17 protein-coding genes and 1 pseudogene are annotated in these 16,317 nt (G+C 50.5%); 9 read left to right on the forward strand and 9 right to left on the reverse strand.

Annotation, left to right across the window (positions count from 1 at the left end; genetic code table 11):
• Positions 1-66: 66 nt before the first annotated feature.
• From AEST_RS06255 to AEST_RS06265, 3 genes are all read right to left on the reverse strand, one after another.
• The gene (locus AEST_RS06255; protein ID WP_008607839.1) at positions 67-1,074 is read right to left on the reverse strand and encodes a zinc-dependent alcohol dehydrogenase family protein; all 1,008 of its coding nucleotides are present in this window, start codon (positions 1,072-1,074) and stop codon (positions 67-69) included.
• Between the two features lie 46 nt (positions 1,075-1,120).
• Positions 1,121-1,699, reverse strand: coding sequence for a zinc-binding dehydrogenase (locus tag AEST_RS06260; RefSeq protein ID WP_274517114.1), 579 nt, complete (start codon positions 1,697-1,699; stop codon positions 1,121-1,123).
• Between the two features lie 130 nt (positions 1,700-1,829).
• Positions 1,830-2,588: an SDR family oxidoreductase gene (locus AEST_RS06265; protein WP_008607841.1), complete on the reverse strand. Its 759-nt coding sequence runs from the start codon at positions 2,586-2,588 to the stop codon at positions 1,830-1,832.
• 159 nt (positions 2,589-2,747) lie between these two features.
• On the opposite strand from AEST_RS06265, the gene AEST_RS06270 reads away from it, so the two are divergent.
• From AEST_RS06270 to chrA, 4 genes and pseudogenes are all read left to right on the forward strand, one after another.
• Positions 2,748-3,641 carry a LysR family transcriptional regulator gene (locus AEST_RS06270; RefSeq protein WP_008607842.1) on the forward strand — a complete coding sequence of 298 codons (894 nt, stop codon included), beginning with the start codon at positions 2,748-2,750 and terminating at the stop codon, positions 3,639-3,641.
• Between the two features lie 52 nt (positions 3,642-3,693).
• Positions 3,694-3,843, forward strand: coding sequence for a hypothetical protein (locus AEST_RS17155; protein WP_008607843.1), 150 nt, complete (start codon positions 3,694-3,696; stop codon positions 3,841-3,843).
• A 221-nt stretch (positions 3,844-4,064) separates the two neighbouring features.
• Positions 4,065-4,208, forward strand: a pseudogene (locus AEST_RS17160) (ISAs1 family transposase); the annotation flags it as partial.
• Between the two features lie 77 nt (positions 4,209-4,285).
• On the forward strand, positions 4,286-5,479 hold the full coding sequence (gene chrA / locus AEST_RS06275; protein ID WP_238534564.1) for a chromate efflux transporter: 1,194 nt from the start codon (positions 4,286-4,288) through the stop codon (positions 5,477-5,479).
• Positions 5,480-5,489: 10 nt separating this feature from the next.
• Here the strand turns inward: chrA and AEST_RS06280 are convergent, their stop codons facing one another.
• Entirely contained in the window at positions 5,490-7,367 is a 1,878-nt protein-coding gene (locus AEST_RS06280; RefSeq protein WP_008607849.1) for a M1 family metallopeptidase, read from the reverse strand.
• A gap of 80 nt (positions 7,368-7,447) precedes the next feature.
• Between AEST_RS06280 and AEST_RS06285 the strand changes: the two genes are divergently transcribed.
• From AEST_RS06285 to AEST_RS06305, 5 genes are all read left to right on the forward strand, one after another.
• Entirely contained in the window at positions 7,448-8,173 is a 726-nt protein-coding gene (locus AEST_RS06285; RefSeq protein WP_008607850.1) for an SIMPL domain-containing protein, read from the forward strand.
• A 446-nt stretch (positions 8,174-8,619) separates the two neighbouring features.
• Positions 8,620-8,889, forward strand: a complete 270-nt coding sequence (locus tag AEST_RS06290; protein ID WP_008607853.1) for a type II toxin-antitoxin system Phd/YefM family antitoxin — start codon at positions 8,620-8,622, stop codon at positions 8,887-8,889.
• Complete coding sequence (locus AEST_RS06295) at positions 8,890-9,189, forward strand: type II toxin-antitoxin system RelE/ParE family toxin (protein WP_008607855.1); 300 nt, start codon at positions 8,890-8,892, stop codon at positions 9,187-9,189.
• 3 nt (positions 9,190-9,192) lie between these two features.
• The gene (locus tag AEST_RS06300) at positions 9,193-10,062 is read left to right on the forward strand and encodes a DMT family transporter (protein WP_008607856.1); all 870 of its coding nucleotides are present in this window, start codon (positions 9,193-9,195) and stop codon (positions 10,060-10,062) included.
• 80 nt (positions 10,063-10,142) lie between these two features.
• The gene (locus tag AEST_RS06305; RefSeq protein WP_008607857.1) at positions 10,143-11,162 is read left to right on the forward strand and encodes an alpha/beta hydrolase; all 1,020 of its coding nucleotides are present in this window, start codon (positions 10,143-10,145) and stop codon (positions 11,160-11,162) included.
• Here the strand turns inward: AEST_RS06305 and AEST_RS06310 are convergent, their stop codons facing one another.
• The 5 genes from AEST_RS06310 to AEST_RS06330 all read right to left on the reverse strand — a co-directional run bounded on the left by AEST_RS06310 (position 11,163) and on the right by AEST_RS06330 (position 16,309).
• Entirely contained in the window at positions 11,163-11,720 is a 558-nt protein-coding gene (locus AEST_RS06310; RefSeq protein ID WP_008607860.1) for a TetR/AcrR family transcriptional regulator, read from the reverse strand. It lies immediately after the preceding gene.
• 130 nt (positions 11,721-11,850) lie between these two features.
• Positions 11,851-15,099 (reverse strand): S41 family peptidase, encoded by a 3,249-nt coding sequence (locus AEST_RS06315; RefSeq protein ID WP_008607861.1) that lies wholly within the window; start codon positions 15,097-15,099, stop codon positions 11,851-11,853.
• A 41-nt stretch (positions 15,100-15,140) separates the two neighbouring features.
• Positions 15,141-15,482 carry a hypothetical protein gene (locus tag AEST_RS06320; RefSeq protein ID WP_008607863.1) on the reverse strand — a complete coding sequence of 114 codons (342 nt, stop codon included), beginning with the start codon at positions 15,480-15,482 and terminating at the stop codon, positions 15,141-15,143.
• Positions 15,483-15,522: 40 nt separating this feature from the next.
• Positions 15,523-15,909, reverse strand: coding sequence for a thiol-disulfide oxidoreductase DCC family protein (locus AEST_RS06325; RefSeq protein ID WP_008607864.1), 387 nt, complete (start codon positions 15,907-15,909; stop codon positions 15,523-15,525).
• A complete protein-coding gene (locus tag AEST_RS06330; protein WP_008607866.1) occupies positions 15,896-16,309 on the reverse strand; it encodes a DUF3429 family protein in 414 nt (137 codons plus the stop codon). The genes AEST_RS06325 and AEST_RS06330 overlap by 14 nt, the downstream gene beginning before the upstream one ends.
• Positions 16,310-16,317 lie beyond the last annotated feature (8 nt).

Genomic DNA, 16,317 nt, shown 5'->3' on the forward strand with positions numbered 1-16,317 from the left:
CCCTTTTTCTTATTGTTCAGGCGGTGAATTATGCGCCGGCCAGAGACAAGCGGAAGCTACGAACTGTTAATCAAGTTCGACCACTATTTTACCAATCTGCTGATTTGACTCCAGATAGTGATGCGCTGCCACTATCTCTTCAAATTTAAAGCTTCGATCAATGACAGGCTTGAGTGTTCCCTCGGATAAACCCGAGTGGATAAATTGCTTTGCTCTGCGAAAACGCTCGATGTCTTTTAAAACTTCAGTAAACACATACCCCCTAACTGTCAGACTTTTACGAAGTGCTATTTTTAAGGGAAAAGGCGTTATGTCGGGACTTAATGCTCCGTGTACTATTATTGTTCCTTCAGGGCTCATTGCTTCAGCAATTTCAGCTATCTGCGGCCCACCGACAGCATCAAATGCGATTTTTAAATTGTTTGCTCCCAAGATGCTTCTCAAGCTATCCAGTAGCGGTTCTTCTTGGGTTGCTATCACATGGGCCGCGCCAGCCTTGAGCACAGCAGCCTTTTTAGCTCCTGTTAGAGTTGTAGCGATAGGGATACCCCCCAGAGAATTCACAATTTGAATCGCAGCCAATCCAACACTGCTCGATGCGGCGGTTATCAGTACTGCATCGCCTTTTTGCACGTTAGCAATTTCGACCAAAGCGCCATAAACTGTCAGGTACTGCATCCAGGCTGCTGCGCCTTCAGCAAAGGTTAGTCCTGCTGGTTTGAGTGCCACATATTCACTTGGTACGACAATCTCTTCTGCGTAGCAGCCATTCTGAGAAAGCCCCATCTGAGGGACAATACAAACCTCGTCTCCAAGGCGTAAATGATTTACCTCTTCCCCGACTTCAATGACTATCCCGGATGCTTCATAGCCGATTCGCGAAGGGAAGTCAGCCTTTTCTATATACTGGCCTCGCCTAAACATGGCATCAGCACGATTGAGCCCAACAGCTTTGACCGCAATACGAACATTAGTGGCCTGCAAACTCGGACTCGCCAGCGAGTCAATAGTTAACACCTCGGGACCACCTAATTCATGGAAACGAACAGTTCGAATGAGTTTTCTTGGGCTCATATGCATCCTCAATAATGACTTTTTAAGCAATTACTACAATGATTTTTTAAGCAATTACATCAATTACGACTTTACCCATGGACCCCAACTCTACGGCATTATGTGCATCCATGGCCGTGTCAAGGGAAAAGCGTAACGGATCGAGTATTGGCTTAATTTGTCCAGCTTCAACGAGAGCCGTAATTTGCCGCAGAATGTCACCATGATGTTTGCGCCCCTCTCCGCTGAGCTGTGGGTGTAACACAAAAATCGCTGACAATGTTGCAGAGCGTAATGACGACGGTGCGAGGTTATGTGAGCCGAATGCAGCACAGCTTAAAATATGTCCATAATGTGCAATGATACCTAATGAGGCATCGAGTACAGAGCCACCGACAGTGTCGTAAATGATATCGAATCCTTTGCCTTGGGTGTGTGCATCCACGTAGTCAGCAGGGCTTGTAGTGTGATAATCAATTGGCGTGGCACCAAGCGCCTTGAGCAGTTGTTGTTTTCCAGTCGATGCAGTGGCATAAACGTCGGCACCTAAGGCCTTAGCAATTTGCACAGCTACATGCCCAACTCCGCCAGCCCCACCTTGGATAAGGACTTTCTGGCCCGCTTTAACATTCGCCTTGTCAACCAAACCTTCCCAAGCGGTAAGTGCAACCAGAGGTAAAGCTGTCTGTTTAACGCAGTCATGAATAACCTCACAAACTGAATATTCAGCGGGTGGTTAAATCACCCGCTGGTTAATAGGTCTTTTATTCAACGAATTAAAATTCTTGAACAGTTGGGCGCAGAACAATCTCGTTGATATCCACATCCGCAGGCTGCTCAATGGCGTATGCGATAGCACGAGCAACAGATTCAGATGGAATTTCATTTTGCTGATAAAAATCTTTTACAAAGGCTGCACCCTGAGTATCTGAACTTCCAAATTTTAATTCAGATTCGACTGCACCCGGTGAAATGATTGTTGAACGAATTTTACCCCCAACTTCATGGCGCAAGCCTTCGGCAATAGCGCGAACAGCGAATTTGGTTCCGCTATAAACCGTGCCGCCGGGACTGAATACTTTGATACCCGCTACGGACGAAATATTGATAAAGTGGCCTGTTCCCTGAGCCTGAAAGATCGGAAGCGCTGCGGCTACGCCATACAGCAAACCTTTAATGTTGATGTCAATCATGCGATCCCATTCGTCAACTCGAGTCTCAGCTAACGGTGCAATCGCCATTAACCCTGCATTATTGATAACCACATCAACTTTACCGAAGCGCTCTTGTGCAAGATTTACAAGGGCCTTCACTTCGTCCGGGCGAGTCACATCTGTCGCTTGAACCGCAACGTTTCCGCCCGCTGTACGTATGTCAGCAGCAATAGCTTCAAGCTTGTCGATGCGTCGGGCACCTAAAACAACAGATGCGCCAAGACTGGCTAAATGTCTTGCCGTGGTCTCGCCTAAACCGCTGCTACCACCAGTGATAACAACGACCTTACCGCTGATGTTGTTTGCTAAAACACTACTCATAGTTAATATCCTCAAATTAGTTGAATGAATGACTCTGTCTAAATAACAAGCAAAGTATCCCTTACCTTCAAAAACCAATAAATGGAAACGTTTTAATTTCACAATTCCATAATTTGGAATAATATTTATGTATTCATATCAAACCTGAATGTGACAGTGATGCTTAACAGATTAGAAATGCTCCGGATATTTTGTACTGCTGCTGAGTCTCACAGCTTTAAAGAAGCGGCTAACCGTCTGGGAATTTCTCCTCAGGCAGTGACACGAGCAGTGAAGGAGTTAGAGCAATTGCAAGGGGAGCTTTTATTTCATCGAAATACTCGACACATACAAGTGACCCAAGTTGGAGAAAAATTTGCTTTGATAGCAAAAGAACGCCTGCGCGCTGTAGATGAATTGTTTCAAACAAGCGCCCCTAACTCGGGTAATGAATTACAAGGTCGGGTTCGTATCGCAGCGCCTGTTGGTTTTGGTCATAAATGCTTGATGCCAGTATTACTGGAGCTCTCAACAATACATCCTCAACTGGATATAGACCTGACACTCAGTGACGAGCGCGTGGATGTCGTTGACGAAAAAATAGATATTGGGATTCGTATCGGCTTCATGAGGGATAGTCGATTTATTGCCCGCCAGCTCGCCAAAATTAATCTGTATGTCGTGGCTTCGCCTGACTTAATAAATAGAGTGGGAAGGCCTGCGTCTATTGTAGATCTAAACCACTTGCCGGTTACAGGGTTAGTCGATCGCAATACGGGAAGGCTTTGGCCATGGGTTTTTTCCATGGGCAGACAGTGGACGCCATCCATAACACGTTTTCGAAGTGCCGACAGCGAAGCTGAATTAATGGGTGTACAAAATGGACTGGGGTTTGCTCAAATGCCTGACTTTTTGGTCCAAGACTTATTACGCCAAGAGAAACTTGTGAGAGTGTTAGAAGAGGTCGAGCCTGTGCCTTGGGATTTATATATTTATCGCCCTCAACGTGGTCCAGTACCACAACGTATTCGATTGGTTTTTGATCACTTGGTGTCAAGATTGAGTGTCCACTAATGGCACATAAGGGGCCGTTGAAAATAGCCTACATTGGGTGCTGGATGTCAGCATGAAAGAAGATGCTTGCCAGATTTATCAGAATCACGCAGCGGAAAACTGGTCAATATTAGGGCGTGTTGACGTTTTCTGCTTAGATTTTGTTCGCACTGGCGGCGCTTTGATCGCGAAACGAGGAGTGCGGTTTAGTTATTCTAAATAAGTGACGAGTGAAGCTACCGCGTCCTGCTCTCGCCCCTGACCTGCATCCATGCAGGCCCCAAAGAGCAAAGTGTCGCCAGAGCGACCCCTTCGGGCAGCGTTTGGCTGGCGTTTCTACTGCGTTATCGCTTGTTCATGTAGAATAACTACACATCACAAGCTCTGCCTTGTATAAACACCAGCCAAACGGCTGCAAAAACAAGCAGCAAACGTCAACACGCCCTACGGCAATGGTCTTTAAACATGCTAAGAGCAGAGCCGTCGAAAGGCAGCATCCCTGCAAATCAAAAACGTGCCTGGATGAAAACGGATTATTTGGAGGATGTCTTAAAAGCTGGTTTCAGCAGCAGAGTGTTTGAAAATTAAACACTCCTGCGGGAGCCCCGGGGCTTAAATGACATCTGCGAGCAAGCAGAATTTAGCAAGGAACAATGATTAAAAACATGACTGAGACATCGACAAATAACTTCTGGAGCATCTTCCGGATTTTCCTGGTACTGGGCCTAACCTCCTTCGGCGGGCCGGTTGCGCATCTTGGTTACTTTCGTACCGAGTTTGTTGAAAAACGTAAATGGCTGACTGAACGCGACTATGCTGAACTGGTGGCGTTATGCCAGTTCTTACCCGGCCCGGCCAGTAGCCAGGTGGGTTTAGCGCTTGGGTTATTGCGCGGGCGCTATCGCGGTGCGCTGGCTGCCTGGCTTGGTTTTACGCTGCCATCGGCTGGGGTATTGATTGCGTTTAGCCTCAGTTTGGCGATTTTACAAAGCCCGCTGTTGCAGGGTGCCTTGCAGGGCTTAAAGCTGGTGGCGGTGGCTGTGGTCGCTCATGCGGTTTGGGGCATGGCAAAAAGTTTATGTAATACGGTGCCAAAAGTCAGCATTATGGCGCTAAGTGCGGTGTTGTTGCTGTTATTTCCGGTTATCTGGTTGCAACCTGTGGTGATCTTGCTCGGCGCGCTGCTCGGTTATTTTCTGTTAAAGCAGGAAGTAGCCGCAGCGGCCTCTGCTTTACCTCTTAGTGTGTCGAATACGGCGGCTAAGGCTTATGGTCTGTTATTTCTGGTCTTGTTATTCGGTTTACCGCTAGTGGTGCAGCTCTATCCCGGTGCTGTTGTCACTATGTTCGATATTTTCTACCGTGCCGGTGCGCTGGTGTTTGGCGGGGGGCATGTGGTGTTGCCACTGTTACAGGCCGAAGTGGTGCCAACAGATCTGGTCAGTGCTGATAACTTTATTGCCGGTTATGCGGCAGCGCAGGCGGTACCCGGCCCCTTGTTTACCTTTGCTGCTTTTTTAGGTGCCGCCAGTAATGGTGAACTAAGCGGTGTTTGGGGTGGGGTAGTGGCGCTGCTGGCCATCTTTTTGCCGTCTTTTCTGGTATTGGCTGCGGTGCTGCCGTACTGGCAGAAACTGCGCGCTTCTAATAACGTCAGTCGCTTAATGGCCGGCGTGGGGGCCAGTGTCACCGGCATTTTGCTGTCAGCGCTATATCAGCCAATCTGGCAAAGTAGTGTGTTCGGAGCCACTGATTTTGCGCTGGCACTGCTGGGGGTTATTGCTTTGCAATTCTGGCGCCTGCCAGCCTGGTTACTGGTGCTGGCTGGCGCCCTGCTTGGTATGGTAAGGGTGCTGTAGAGCCCCTTAGTTACTGCTTTAGAATCTCATCGACACTACCTTGTGCCAGTGGGTGATAACCTGGCCGCGCCTGTTGATAGACCTTACGGGCAAAGGCCAAACCATCCGGCGTTTTGGCCAGCTCGCGGTACAGTGGCAGGATCAGTTTGCGCCGGCCGATGCTAATCAGATAGCGCTCTAGTGCCGGTAGCACTTCGCGATAGCCGGTTTTTAGGGCTAACAGATACCAGGCGTGGGCAATTTCGCTATTGGTCGATTGCGTTAGATTAAAGCCATTATCCAGCTGCTGTAACTGGCTGGGGCTAATGCTCAGCGGCAGGTTATTAATAAAATACAGCCACTCATGCACTGTCCAGTCTGTCGTTGGCAGCTCATCCAGGGTGCGTAAACCTGATAACCAGGCATTGCTATGTTGTTGTACCCTGACAAAGGCATCTGATTGCGGGTTGGGAGCTGTCGCCGGTAAACCCCGGCCATGGATCCATTCCTGTACTTCGGCGGCACTGACTTTGCCGGGATACTTATCCAGCAAATTCGCTGTTAAGTAAGCTTCAAAGGCGGCAGTGGTGATACTTTGAAAAGCATGATCGTCGAAGTATTTTCTAACGAAAGGATCAAAGACCTCACGGCCAAAGCGGCTTTCCAAAAACATCAGAAACAGTTGCCCCTTGGTATAGGGTACGCCACTAAAGGCATCATCCGGATCGCGGCCTTTCAGATCGAGGTACAGCCGGCTATCGTCCGGATCCAGACTGGCTAATTCTTGCTTTAGATCCTGCACCGCCAGGGCTTGCTCCATAATGGCGCGATCGGTGCCAAACACCTGCTCCATAATGCGGTTTTCGACATAAGAGGTAAAGCCCTCGTTTAACCACAAGTCCTGCCAAGTCGCGTTGGTGACCAGATTGCCGGACCAGGAATGCGCCAGCTCGTGGGCAATCAGATTGACCAGGCTGCTATCGCCAGCAACCACGGTCGGTGTAATAAAAGACAGCACCGGGTTTTCCATGCCGCCAAACGGAAAGCTGGGCGGTAAGATCAGTAAATCATAACGGCCCCAGCGATAGTCACCGTATAGCTGTTCAGTCACATCGATCATCTGTTGCGTGCTGGCGAACTCTTTGGCTGCAGCGTCCAGAATATAAGCTTCGGCATAAACGCCGGTTTGCGCACTCATGGCTTTAAATTCGAGATCACCGACGGCGATGGCCAGCAAATAGGGCGGGATCGCCTGCGGCATCGTAAAGCGGTAATCGCCACTGCGCGCTGCGCCGGGGGCGGTTGGCGCACTCATTACCGCCAGCAGGTCTTTATCGGTTTGAATGCGGGCACTATAAGTCAGGCGCACCGCGGGCGTATCCTGAATCGGGATCCAGCTTCTGGCATGAATCGCCTGATTCTGGCTAAACATAAAGGGTTGCGTTTTCGCCGCGGTTTGTTCTTTGCTCAGCCATTGCAAGCCCGAGGCCTGCGGTTGCGATTGATAGTGAATACGAAGCGTATCGGCCTGAAAGCCCGGCTCTATCGTCAGCTTGCTACCCAGCACCGGCTCAGCGGCGGCCAGACTAAAGGGCACTTTACGCCACTGACCATCAGCGCGGCGGGCATACACCTGTTTAATGATTAAGTCCCGGGTATCCAAATAAACCGTATTCGCCGTTTGGTTTTGCCAGTTTAGGCTCAGATCGGCAAAACCGGTCAGGGCTTTTTGTTCAAAATCGACCGCCAAATCCAGATAGAGATGGCTGACTTTCACATCCTGTAAATTGGCGTAGGTATAGGCATCATCAGCGGCCTGAGTCAGACCCGCGCCGAGCAGCAGTGCGCACAGCGCGGAAGCGCGTGCAGCAGAGAGTACAGAAGATAGCGCAGAAAAACGCAGTAACATAGCAAACCTTATTCTTATTCAGCTAAAGTACAGTCAACAAGGTATGTAATAGTCGCACTTATGTAAAGGGAAGAACCATCATGCTGAGATTAACCACCGCTTTTAGTCTGTTAGTTGCTGCTGCCAGTGTCACCGCCAGTCCGTTACCTGATTTTCCGTTTATCAATGTTACCGGTCAGGCGACGTTGGAAGTGGCCCCCGACAAAGCTCAGATCCGCTTTGTCTTACGCCAGACGGGGGCAACTGCTGAACAGGCTACCCGGGCTGTGTATCAGCAAGGCGAAAGTTTGCTGAAGTTTTTGCAAGCGCAAGGCTTAACTGAGAAAGCACTGGATGCGGCGCAGATCAATAAAGAAGCGCTGTATAAAGACTACCAGGACAGAACCATCACCGGCTATGAAGCCAGTCAGCCGATCACCCTGACACTGACGAATTTGGAGCAGTATGTGACGGTAATGGATTATCTGTTTACCCAGCCACAGATTTTTTCTATTCACAGCAGCTTTGATCACAGCAAACGCGAGGAATTTGAACTGACGCTAAGTGAAAAAGCCGGCGCGGATGCCCGTGCCCGTGCCAACCGCTTAGCCGCGGCGCAAGGCGTAAAGCTTAGCACCGTGTTTGCCATTACCGAGAACGTCGGTTTCGGTAATCTGGCCGGTGATTTTGGCTTTGGCGGTGGCCAGGTAAGTTATGGCCGGATGGAGAAAATGAGTGCCGACAGCGGCATAGCCGGGGCCTTATTAGCGCCGAAACAGATTACACTGCAAAAAAGCGTGAATGTCATTTATAAGCTCAATCCTTAAGCCATATCAAGTTAGCGCTAAGCAGTAAGATCCTCAGCTGCTATGCTTTACGCAGGCAGGTAGGGGACTATTAATGGTCGAAGCAAAAGCGTTTCAGATTTGGGTTGAAAACAGGGTGGTCTTGAGCAGCAACTGGCATTTAACTGGCTTGCCGAGCAAGGCTTCGTGGTTAATGACTCTTCATTTTAGCGCTGTTCCTGACGTTTAACGACCTTAACAACATCTAATCCCGACTCCGGTATGCTTGCCGTACCGGAGTCGTCACCTGCGATATCAGACCTGACACCAAAGCGGATGCTAAACCGCACTCCGACTCCGGTATGCTCGTCGTACCGGAGTCGTCATCTGCGATATCAAAGCCCGCATTAAACTTATGGAAACAGCAAACTTGACAGCACCTTTTAACAGGTGCTATTAAAAGCATCAATTGCGATGAGGTAACAACAATGCAGACTAAATTCTCGGAAGATGTTATTCCATTATCCGATTTAAAAGTTAATCCGGGTAAGGTGGTTAATCAGGTCAACGAAACTCACAGACCTGTACTGTTAACCAGCCGTGGACGCGGTGTCGCTGTTGTGCAAGCGCTTGCCGATTATGAAAATACCGCTGAGGAGCTACGTTTTATTAAAGCAGTAGCGCAAGGTTTAGCGGATATCCGTGATGGTAATACCGTGACACTGGAGCAGGCTAAGTCGTTACTTGGTGTAGATTAAGTGAAGCTGGTAATTACCCACTCTGCCATCAAAGATTTGCAGGAAATCAAAGCTTTTTACGCAGCACAAGCGGTACCTGAAGTCGGTCAGCGTTTTGTCACGACGATTCTAGACAAAGTCCAAAATCTGGTATTACAGCCTGATGTTGGACGTATAGTGCCTGAGTTTTGTCAGGCGCATATCCGCGAGCTTATTTACCCGCCGTTTCGGATCCTTTATTTGCGTGATAGCTCAGCAGTCAGTGTGATCCGCGTTTGGCGCAGTGAGAGGCAGTTGTTGTTGCCTGAGGATGAAGAGTAAGTCATGTCGCAACCCCTGATTGACCGTCCGCTGCGCGGCATTATCGCTATGCTGCTGGCAGTGGCGTTTTTTTCGGCGATGGATGCCGGTATGAAAGCCTTGACTGCTTATCATAGCCCGATGCAAATCACCGCACTGCGTGGTGCCTTAGCCTGGCCGCTGGTAGTCATTTGGTTATGTAGCAGTGGTGCCATTAAGCAGATTTTGCAAACCCGCTGGTCGCTGCATCTGCTGCGCGCTGCGCTCGGTATTACCATGCTTTGGGCCTTTGTGTTTAGCTTGCAAACGCTGGCACTGGCCGATGCTTATGCCATTTTCTTTGCGGCACCCTTTATTATTACCCTGCTGTCGGCCTGGTGGCTGAAAGAGTATGTGGCACCGCGGCAGTATCTGGTGTTGGTGATGGGCCTGGCGGCGGTGTGCTATATGTTAAAACCGGATGCCGGGCAGTGGCTAAGTTTAGGTGCTTTAGCGGCACTGTTGGCGGCCTGTTGCTACGCCGTGTCGGCAATTTCGGTGCGGGTTTTGGCGCGCTCAGACAGTGCTGCCAATATGGTGTTCTGGCTGATGACCTTTTTAACTCTGGGCGCCACAGCGCTGGCTTTGCCGAACTGGCAGCCGTTACAAGCGCAGCTATGGCCGGTCTATCTGCTGATTGGTGTCTGTGGCTTTCTGGGGCAAATTACTATTACCGAAGCCTTTCGTATTGCGCCGGCGGCAATAGTCGCGCCCTTTGAGTATACAGCGCTGCTGTGGGGCATTGGCTTTGATATTGCGTTATGGCAACTGTATCCGGGGCGCAGTGTTTTGCTTGGTGCCACTGTGATTATGCTCTGTGGTTTATATCTGCTGTGGCAGCAAAGGCGGCGATAGGGTATTAAAAATGCATATTGAAAATTGCATTTTCGTTGTTATTATTCCGTTTGGTGTTAATGAAATGGAAGTCTTGAGGTATGCGCTATCTGATTGCTGTGCTGGTCTTAAGCCAGTTGCTTGGCTGTGCGGCCTTTATTGAAAGAAAACTAACAAGTGCTCAAAGTACTTCAGAATATCTACCTATAGTATTGCAGCATTTTTATCAGCAGCAACACTACTGTCTTTCTGCATCAAAAAATGAGCAAGTACATTGCTTGCATTATTATGATTTAAGTGTTGAAAAGAGCCTTGAAGATAATAACTTTAATGTAAATTATGATTATCATTTTATAGATGATACTCGGCTTATTGATAATGTTACCTTTAGTTTGAATATACAAGACGAGCTTGCCCCTCTGGCAGTAATTTTCCCCGGCTATACTATGCATGCGGCCGAAATGATTAACTATGCCGCTTGGTTAAATGATATCGGTTTTTTCCCAATTATTGCTGATGGCCCAACTTATCAGCAGCCTTTCGATTTTGGTTTACGTTATGCCGATTTATTGGCCAAGATACTTGCTGAACGTTATCCAGAGCGGCCGGTACTCTTGGTGGGATTTTCAATGGGGACAAGCAGTATTGAACCCTTTATGAATCAGCATCCAAAGGTACTTGGCGCGATTGCGATAGCACCAATGCAAGATTTTAAGACCGTTGGCAATACAGTATTTGCACGAGCTAAACAACGCAGATTACTGCTGCGTTTGATTCCGCAAGCATCGGTTGAACAGGCTTTGACAAATATTTTAGAAATTAATCAGTTAGATTCTGAAACCTTAAATTTTAACTATAGCGCAGCCAGACTTAATCAACCTGTATTAGTATTTAGTGGCGAGTTTGACTGGATTGCACCGGCTATAAATCTCGAGGATGATGCGAATATCACCCACATTCAGTTGCCCTATACCAACCATTTCATGCTAGATCATCCTTGGCCTGAGATCCGCACCCAAACTGAGCGTTGGATCGAGAAAGAGCAACTACCTTTTAATCAGGTAGGGCGGGAAAAGTCAGAATTTCGAGCCAGCGAGCAGGGCCAAGAAGCCGGTCTTTAATTAGCGCCATAGACCCAATTTATCTGCAGCATTCAGTTTTCGTTGCAGCAGCTGCAGTGTTTGCTGTTGCCCGTCTGAACGGTCATTTAACCAATAGATAAAAACCCCGACAAAAAGCGCGCTTAGTGCCAGTTCCTGACCAATTCGCGCCAGGCCACTGGCACTAAGTGCTGCTGCTTCACGCAGCCACTGTACCGTCGCGCTGATCCTAAGCAGCGCCGCTGCCTGCAGATGAACATGACCCGGTTCCAGCTTATACAGCAACATTTGCCCGGTTTGCTGTTGATAAGGGGCCAGAGCATTAAGCCAGCTGCTAATGGCCAAATATAAGCGCTCGCTTGCTGACCGCTCCTGATAGTAGTTGCTTAGCATCTGTTGATCGGCACGATCAAACCAGGCGTCGGCCAGCTGATCTTTGGTGCTGATCTGTTGATAGAGTGCACTGAGCGGACACTTGAGAGCTGAGGCGATATCGCATAGCCGCAATTGTTCCCAACTGCTGGCCGCAGCCAGCTGTAAGGCGGTGTCGAGAATTTGTGCTTTAGTGGGGGCTTCCATTGGTCGCTTTGGCTCCGGCTTAAATACTCGGTTAAGTATAGTGGTGCCGGGCGAAAAAACGCCGGCAACAGCGTTAAATCTGTGCCGGCGTTTTATTAGAGCGTGCTGTGTTTGTATGCAGCACTAATGCTTACAACCCCAACTTGGTTGGCATGGCTGGCGCCTGCCGGTGGTCCTGCGGTGGGTTGGCTTTTAGCTGTTGCAGCGTATGTTCAATCGCCCGCTCCAGCTGCACATCGATGCCACGGTTGACGGCTATCGGATCCAGCTCTACCTCGATATCCGGCGCCACCCCTTCGTTTTCCACCCGCCATTCACCATCCGGCGTGTAAAAGCGGAAGAAGGGTACCACATGGAAGCCGCCATCGATCATCGCTGGATTAGCCGAAATACCAATCAGACCACCCCAGGTACGGGTACCTATGGTTTTGCCCAATCCCAACCGTTTAAAGGCCCAGGGCAGGAAGTCGCCGCCTGAGCCGGCATCCTGGTCAATTAGCATGGTTTTCGGGCCATAGATTCCGGCGCCCGGCGTAGTAAAGCCGGCACCGGCCCGATCTTTCCAGCCAGCCAGGAAGGGCCGGGCCAGGATTTCGGTGATATAGTTCGCCGCCTGACCGCCGCCATTTTTCCGCTCATCAATAATCAGCGCCGGCTTTTCGGTTTGCGCAAAGAACATCCGGTTAAAGAAGTAGAAACCGCCATCGGCCGTGTTTGGCAGGTAAACATAGGCAACCTGGCCCTGGGTCTTTTCTTCCACCCGTTTACGATTGTTTTCTACCCAATGCCAGAGCCGTAGCTGACTTTCATCGGTCACTGGCTCTACCGTAATATCGCGTTTGTTACGGCCGCGCACATCGTCGGCCAGCGTCAGGCGAACTTGCTTGCCAGCCGTATTATCTAACAACTGATAGATATTTTGCGCAGCAGTGAGCTCGACACCGTTAATGGCCAGCAGGTAATCGCCGGCCTTGGCACTGGCGCCAGGCGTCGCCAGCGGCGCGCGCAGGAAGGGGCTCCAGCGATCACCCTGATAGACGGTTTTCAGGCGGTAGCGATTATTATCAATTTCAAAATCGGCTCCCAGCAAGCCTACGCCGGTGCTGGCAGCCTGGTAGACATCGCCGCCGCCAATCCGGTTATGGCCAACCTGCAGCTCGGCAATCATCTCAACCAGCACGTCGTTCAGATCCTCGCGCCGCTGCACGTGGGCCAGCATTGGTTGATACTTATCGTAAATCCCTTGCCAGTTGATACCATGCAGTGCCGGATCGTAGAAATATTCCACCTGCATCCGCCAGGCATCATTAAAGATCTGTTGCCACTCGGCTGCCGGATCGATAAAGCTGCGCACCTGACTTAAATCCAGCGCCTTGGGTTCAGGCTTGGCTACTGCATCCGCCAGTTGCAGGCGGTTTGGTAAACTCACCAACAGTAGCTTCTTGCCATCACCGCTCAGCTGATAGTCGCTGATCCCCTGCTGCACCAGGGCCGGTTTACGCTCTTTAAAATCAAAGCGATACAAGCTGGCGCTGTTGCGAGTGTCGCTGCCCGGTGGCTCATTACTGGCACCGCTTTGTGGCAGTTCCAGATAGAACAGGGCACCATCACTGGCGACGCTAAGCCGGCTGTAGTTGCGTTCGGCAACCGGTAAGCCGACAATCCGATCCTGAATACCGATCAGGTCCAGCTGTACCGGCTTGACGGTCGCCGCCTTATCATCGGCCTCGGTTTTCGTTGCCGTCGCTTTCGGGCTCTCTTCATCACTTCGCGGTAACAACGGCGACTTACCATTCGCAGCGAGCACGGCAGCATATAGTGCAGAGCGTACCGGCCGCTCCCGCGTCGACAGATCCAGCCCCACCTGAGCCGGGCCGGTATTTACCGAGGCTGCGAAGTACAGGTAATCCTGGCTAAATACCGGGCTGGTAGCATGGCTTAGGCCATCCGTTAGCTGCTGGCTGCGCTGCAGCGTAAAGTCATACACTTTGATTTGGCTAAAATAATTTTCCCCCACCACCGTATAGGCCAGATAACGGCTATCCGGCGAGAAGCTGACGCTAAAGCCCTGGCGGCGCAAGGAGGTATCCAGTTTCAGCTCGCGTTTACGCTTCACATCATAGGCATATAAATTAAGATGATTATCCTGATATACCAAAAGGTTAGCGTCAGGTGACCAGGCGAGCAGATTGTAATAGCCCGGATTCGCTAACTCCACCAGTTGCGGCCGGCCACTGCCATCCTGGCTGGCGATCACCAGTTGGTGCTTATTACCGGCATCAGAAAGATACGCCACCTTAGTGCCATCCGGGCTCCAGTGCGCATCAAATTCGCGAATATCGGAGCTTTGCGTCAGATTGCGGGTAGAGCCCTCTTTGGCTGGCACAGTAAAAATATCACCGCGGGCACTAAGTAACACGCGTTGACCAGTGGCGGATAAGCGGGCAGAGGTCAGGGTTTTGCTGGCATCTTTCCATTGTGGCCGGCGCTGCTCTGATTGGGTATTCAGTTGCACTACCAGCTGCTGGCTTTGCCCGCTGCTCAGGTCCAGCTGATACAGATAGCCACCGGCTTCATAGACCACGGTGTTGTCAAAGCCAGCTGCTGAGCGGATATCCCAATCACGCAATTGGGTAAGTTGTTCCACTTGCTGACCACGGTAGCGGAATAAATTGACAGCCTGGTTATCGCGGTCAGATAAGAAGTACACCTCATCCTGTAACCAGAACGGGTTGAAATTATTGGCATTGGGCTGGGGGACTTTTTCCAGCTGAGCTTGTTCCAGATCGAGGATCCAGATCGGTGGCGTGCTGCCACCACGATGCAGCCGCCAGCCACTGCTGCCGCTATACGCCATATTGTTTGGACGGTACGCCAATTTTTTGCCATCGGCCGACAGCTGGCCTTCGAAGGCGACAGCCGGCATCAGTTTTTCTTCATAGCCGCCGGTTACGGCGACCTGATACAGCTGATTGCTGCGGCTATTGGCCACTTCGCGGTTCGAGGCGAACAAGACCTTGCGACCATCCGGGCTCCAGCCATTGACGATATCGGCGCCGGGATGCCAGGTTAGACGCTGTGCCGGACCACCGCTTACCGGCATCAGATAGACATCGGTGTTGTTATCGTAACTGGCTGAAAATGCGATCCACTTGCCGTCAGGTGAGAACTTGGGCGCAAACTCTGCCGCCGGGTGATTGGTCAGTTGCCTTGGTGACGAGCCATCACGGTTCGCCAGCCACAGGTCGCCGCCGTAAACAAATACCAGATGATTGGCTGAAATATCGGGTTGGCGTAATAGCCGGCTGCCTTCACTGGCCATAGCTGTACCGCACAGGGCAAGCGTGCAGCACAGCGCCAGATAGGATCGAGCGTGCATAAGCAGTTCCTTGGAGTAGTTGTTGTAGTAATTAGCTTATCTTAGCCAGAAAATTCCTGGCTTAACACCTGTTGCCGTTCGGTTTCGGTCAGAATACCGGTTAGCAGCGTTTTGCGGCGTAGCCGGCGCATACTCTCACTGTCTTCCAGCAGGGCGCGACGAAACAGTTCCGGCTGGTCAAGCTGGCTTAGCATACTGTACCAGCGGATATAGCCCCAATGTTTAATTAAACCGCTCTGATAGCGCAGCTCCAGTTTTTCCAGTAATGGCGCTGCCAGCTCAGGCTGAGCCAATAGCTTATCGGCAATTAGCTGGTGCAGCGCCAATAGCTGGGCATCGGTATGAATTTGCGCCCGGCTGGGCGCACGACGGGGACGACGCATTTATTTACTCTCAGGGCTCGAGCTGTTCAGACTTGGTCGGTTAAAGGTCACATTGGCCATCGCTACAGCCTTTGCGACGGGCTGCCCAGAAATAATACGCCCGGTTTGCCAGCGAAGTAATCAGCGGTAAACTCAAAAGCCAGGGTAAAAAGCGCAGACCTGCTAAACGCCAATAATAGAGCGTAGCGGGCAGGGCAGTAATAAAGCGTTTGCCATCCCACAAATGGATTTCAGCCAGCATGGCGCTGCGCGTTACCCCGGCAAAGCCGGTAAAGGCAGGCGCACTGATATCAATCAGCTCAATTTTGCCGCTGAGTTTCGGACCCAGCCAGCTCATTTCATGCCGACACAATTTGCAGCTGCCATCGAAAAATAGCTTTTTATCCACGTTTTTATCTACAGTGGTGCTGACCTTAGTAGGCGACATAAAACCCCAGATGACACAGTATTACGACAAAGGTGAGCTGATTGCGCAGGCTACGGTAAGGCAAAGCATAGCGCTGATTAATACCGCTGATAACCTCATAACACCTTAAGGCTGCGAATAGCAGGGCGAGCGCCAGCAGGCTATATGCGGGTAGCAGTGCTAACGCCAGGATTGCCAGTACCGGAAAGCTGACTACCCACAGGGCCCGGCTTGACGGCTCTGGCGCCTGGTATAATACCGGCCATAGCACGCCAGCCATAAAACCTAAGATCAGGCAGCTGTAGAACTGAAACAACAGCATGGCCTGTGCCGGAGCAAGCAAAGGCCAGAGCAGGCTGCAAAATGGTAACAAGACAAAGGGGATTAAACCCGCATAACCCAGAGGCGCAATCATCGACATACTATAGT

Origin of the sequence: Alishewanella aestuarii B11, from assembly GCF_000280055.1 — a bacterium.
Classification (GTDB): domain Bacteria; phylum Pseudomonadota; class Gammaproteobacteria; order Enterobacterales; family Alteromonadaceae; genus Alishewanella; species Alishewanella aestuarii.

Bases quoted from the DNA above. Each gene is read 5' to 3' on its own strand.
- AEST_RS06310 (WP_008607860.1), bottom strand. From the start codon at position 11,720: ATGGAAGCCCCCACTAAAGCACAAATTCTCGACACCGCCTTACAGCTG.
- AEST_RS06280 (WP_008607849.1), bottom strand. From the start codon at position 7,367: ATGTTACTGCGTTTTTCTGCGCTATCTTCTGTACTCTCTGCTGCACGC.
- AEST_RS06300 (WP_008607856.1), top strand. From the start codon at position 9,193: ATGTCGCAACCCCTGATTGACCGTCCGCTGCGCGGCATTATCGCTATG.
- AEST_RS06285 (WP_008607850.1), top strand. From the start codon at position 7,448: ATGCTGAGATTAACCACCGCTTTTAGTCTGTTAGTTGCTGCTGCCAGT.
- AEST_RS06330 (WP_008607866.1), bottom strand. From the start codon at position 16,309: ATGTCGATGATTGCGCCTCTGGGTTATGCGGGTTTAATCCCCTTTGTC.
- AEST_RS06270 (WP_008607842.1), top strand. From the start codon at position 2,748: ATGCTTAACAGATTAGAAATGCTCCGGATATTTTGTACTGCTGCTGAG.
- AEST_RS06290 (WP_008607853.1), top strand. From the start codon at position 8,620: ATGCAGACTAAATTCTCGGAAGATGTTATTCCATTATCCGATTTAAAA.
- AEST_RS06320 (WP_008607863.1), bottom strand. From the start codon at position 15,482: ATGCGTCGTCCCCGTCGTGCGCCCAGCCGGGCGCAAATTCATACCGAT.
- AEST_RS06315 (WP_008607861.1), bottom strand. From the start codon at position 15,099: ATGCACGCTCGATCCTATCTGGCGCTGTGCTGCACGCTTGCCCTGTGC.
- AEST_RS06325 (WP_008607864.1), bottom strand. From the start codon at position 15,909: ATGTCGCCTACTAAGGTCAGCACCACTGTAGATAAAAACGTGGATAAA.
- AEST_RS17155 (WP_008607843.1), top strand. From the start codon at position 3,694: ATGAAAGAAGATGCTTGCCAGATTTATCAGAATCACGCAGCGGAAAAC.
- chrA (WP_238534564.1), top strand. From the start codon at position 4,286: ATGACTGAGACATCGACAAATAACTTCTGGAGCATCTTCCGGATTTTC.
- AEST_RS06265 (WP_008607841.1), bottom strand. From the start codon at position 2,588: ATGAGTAGTGTTTTAGCAAACAACATCAGCGGTAAGGTCGTTGTTATC.
- AEST_RS06305 (WP_008607857.1), top strand. From the start codon at position 10,143: ATGCGCTATCTGATTGCTGTGCTGGTCTTAAGCCAGTTGCTTGGCTGT.
- AEST_RS06255 (WP_008607839.1), bottom strand. From the start codon at position 1,074: ATGAGCCCAAGAAAACTCATTCGAACTGTTCGTTTCCATGAATTAGGT.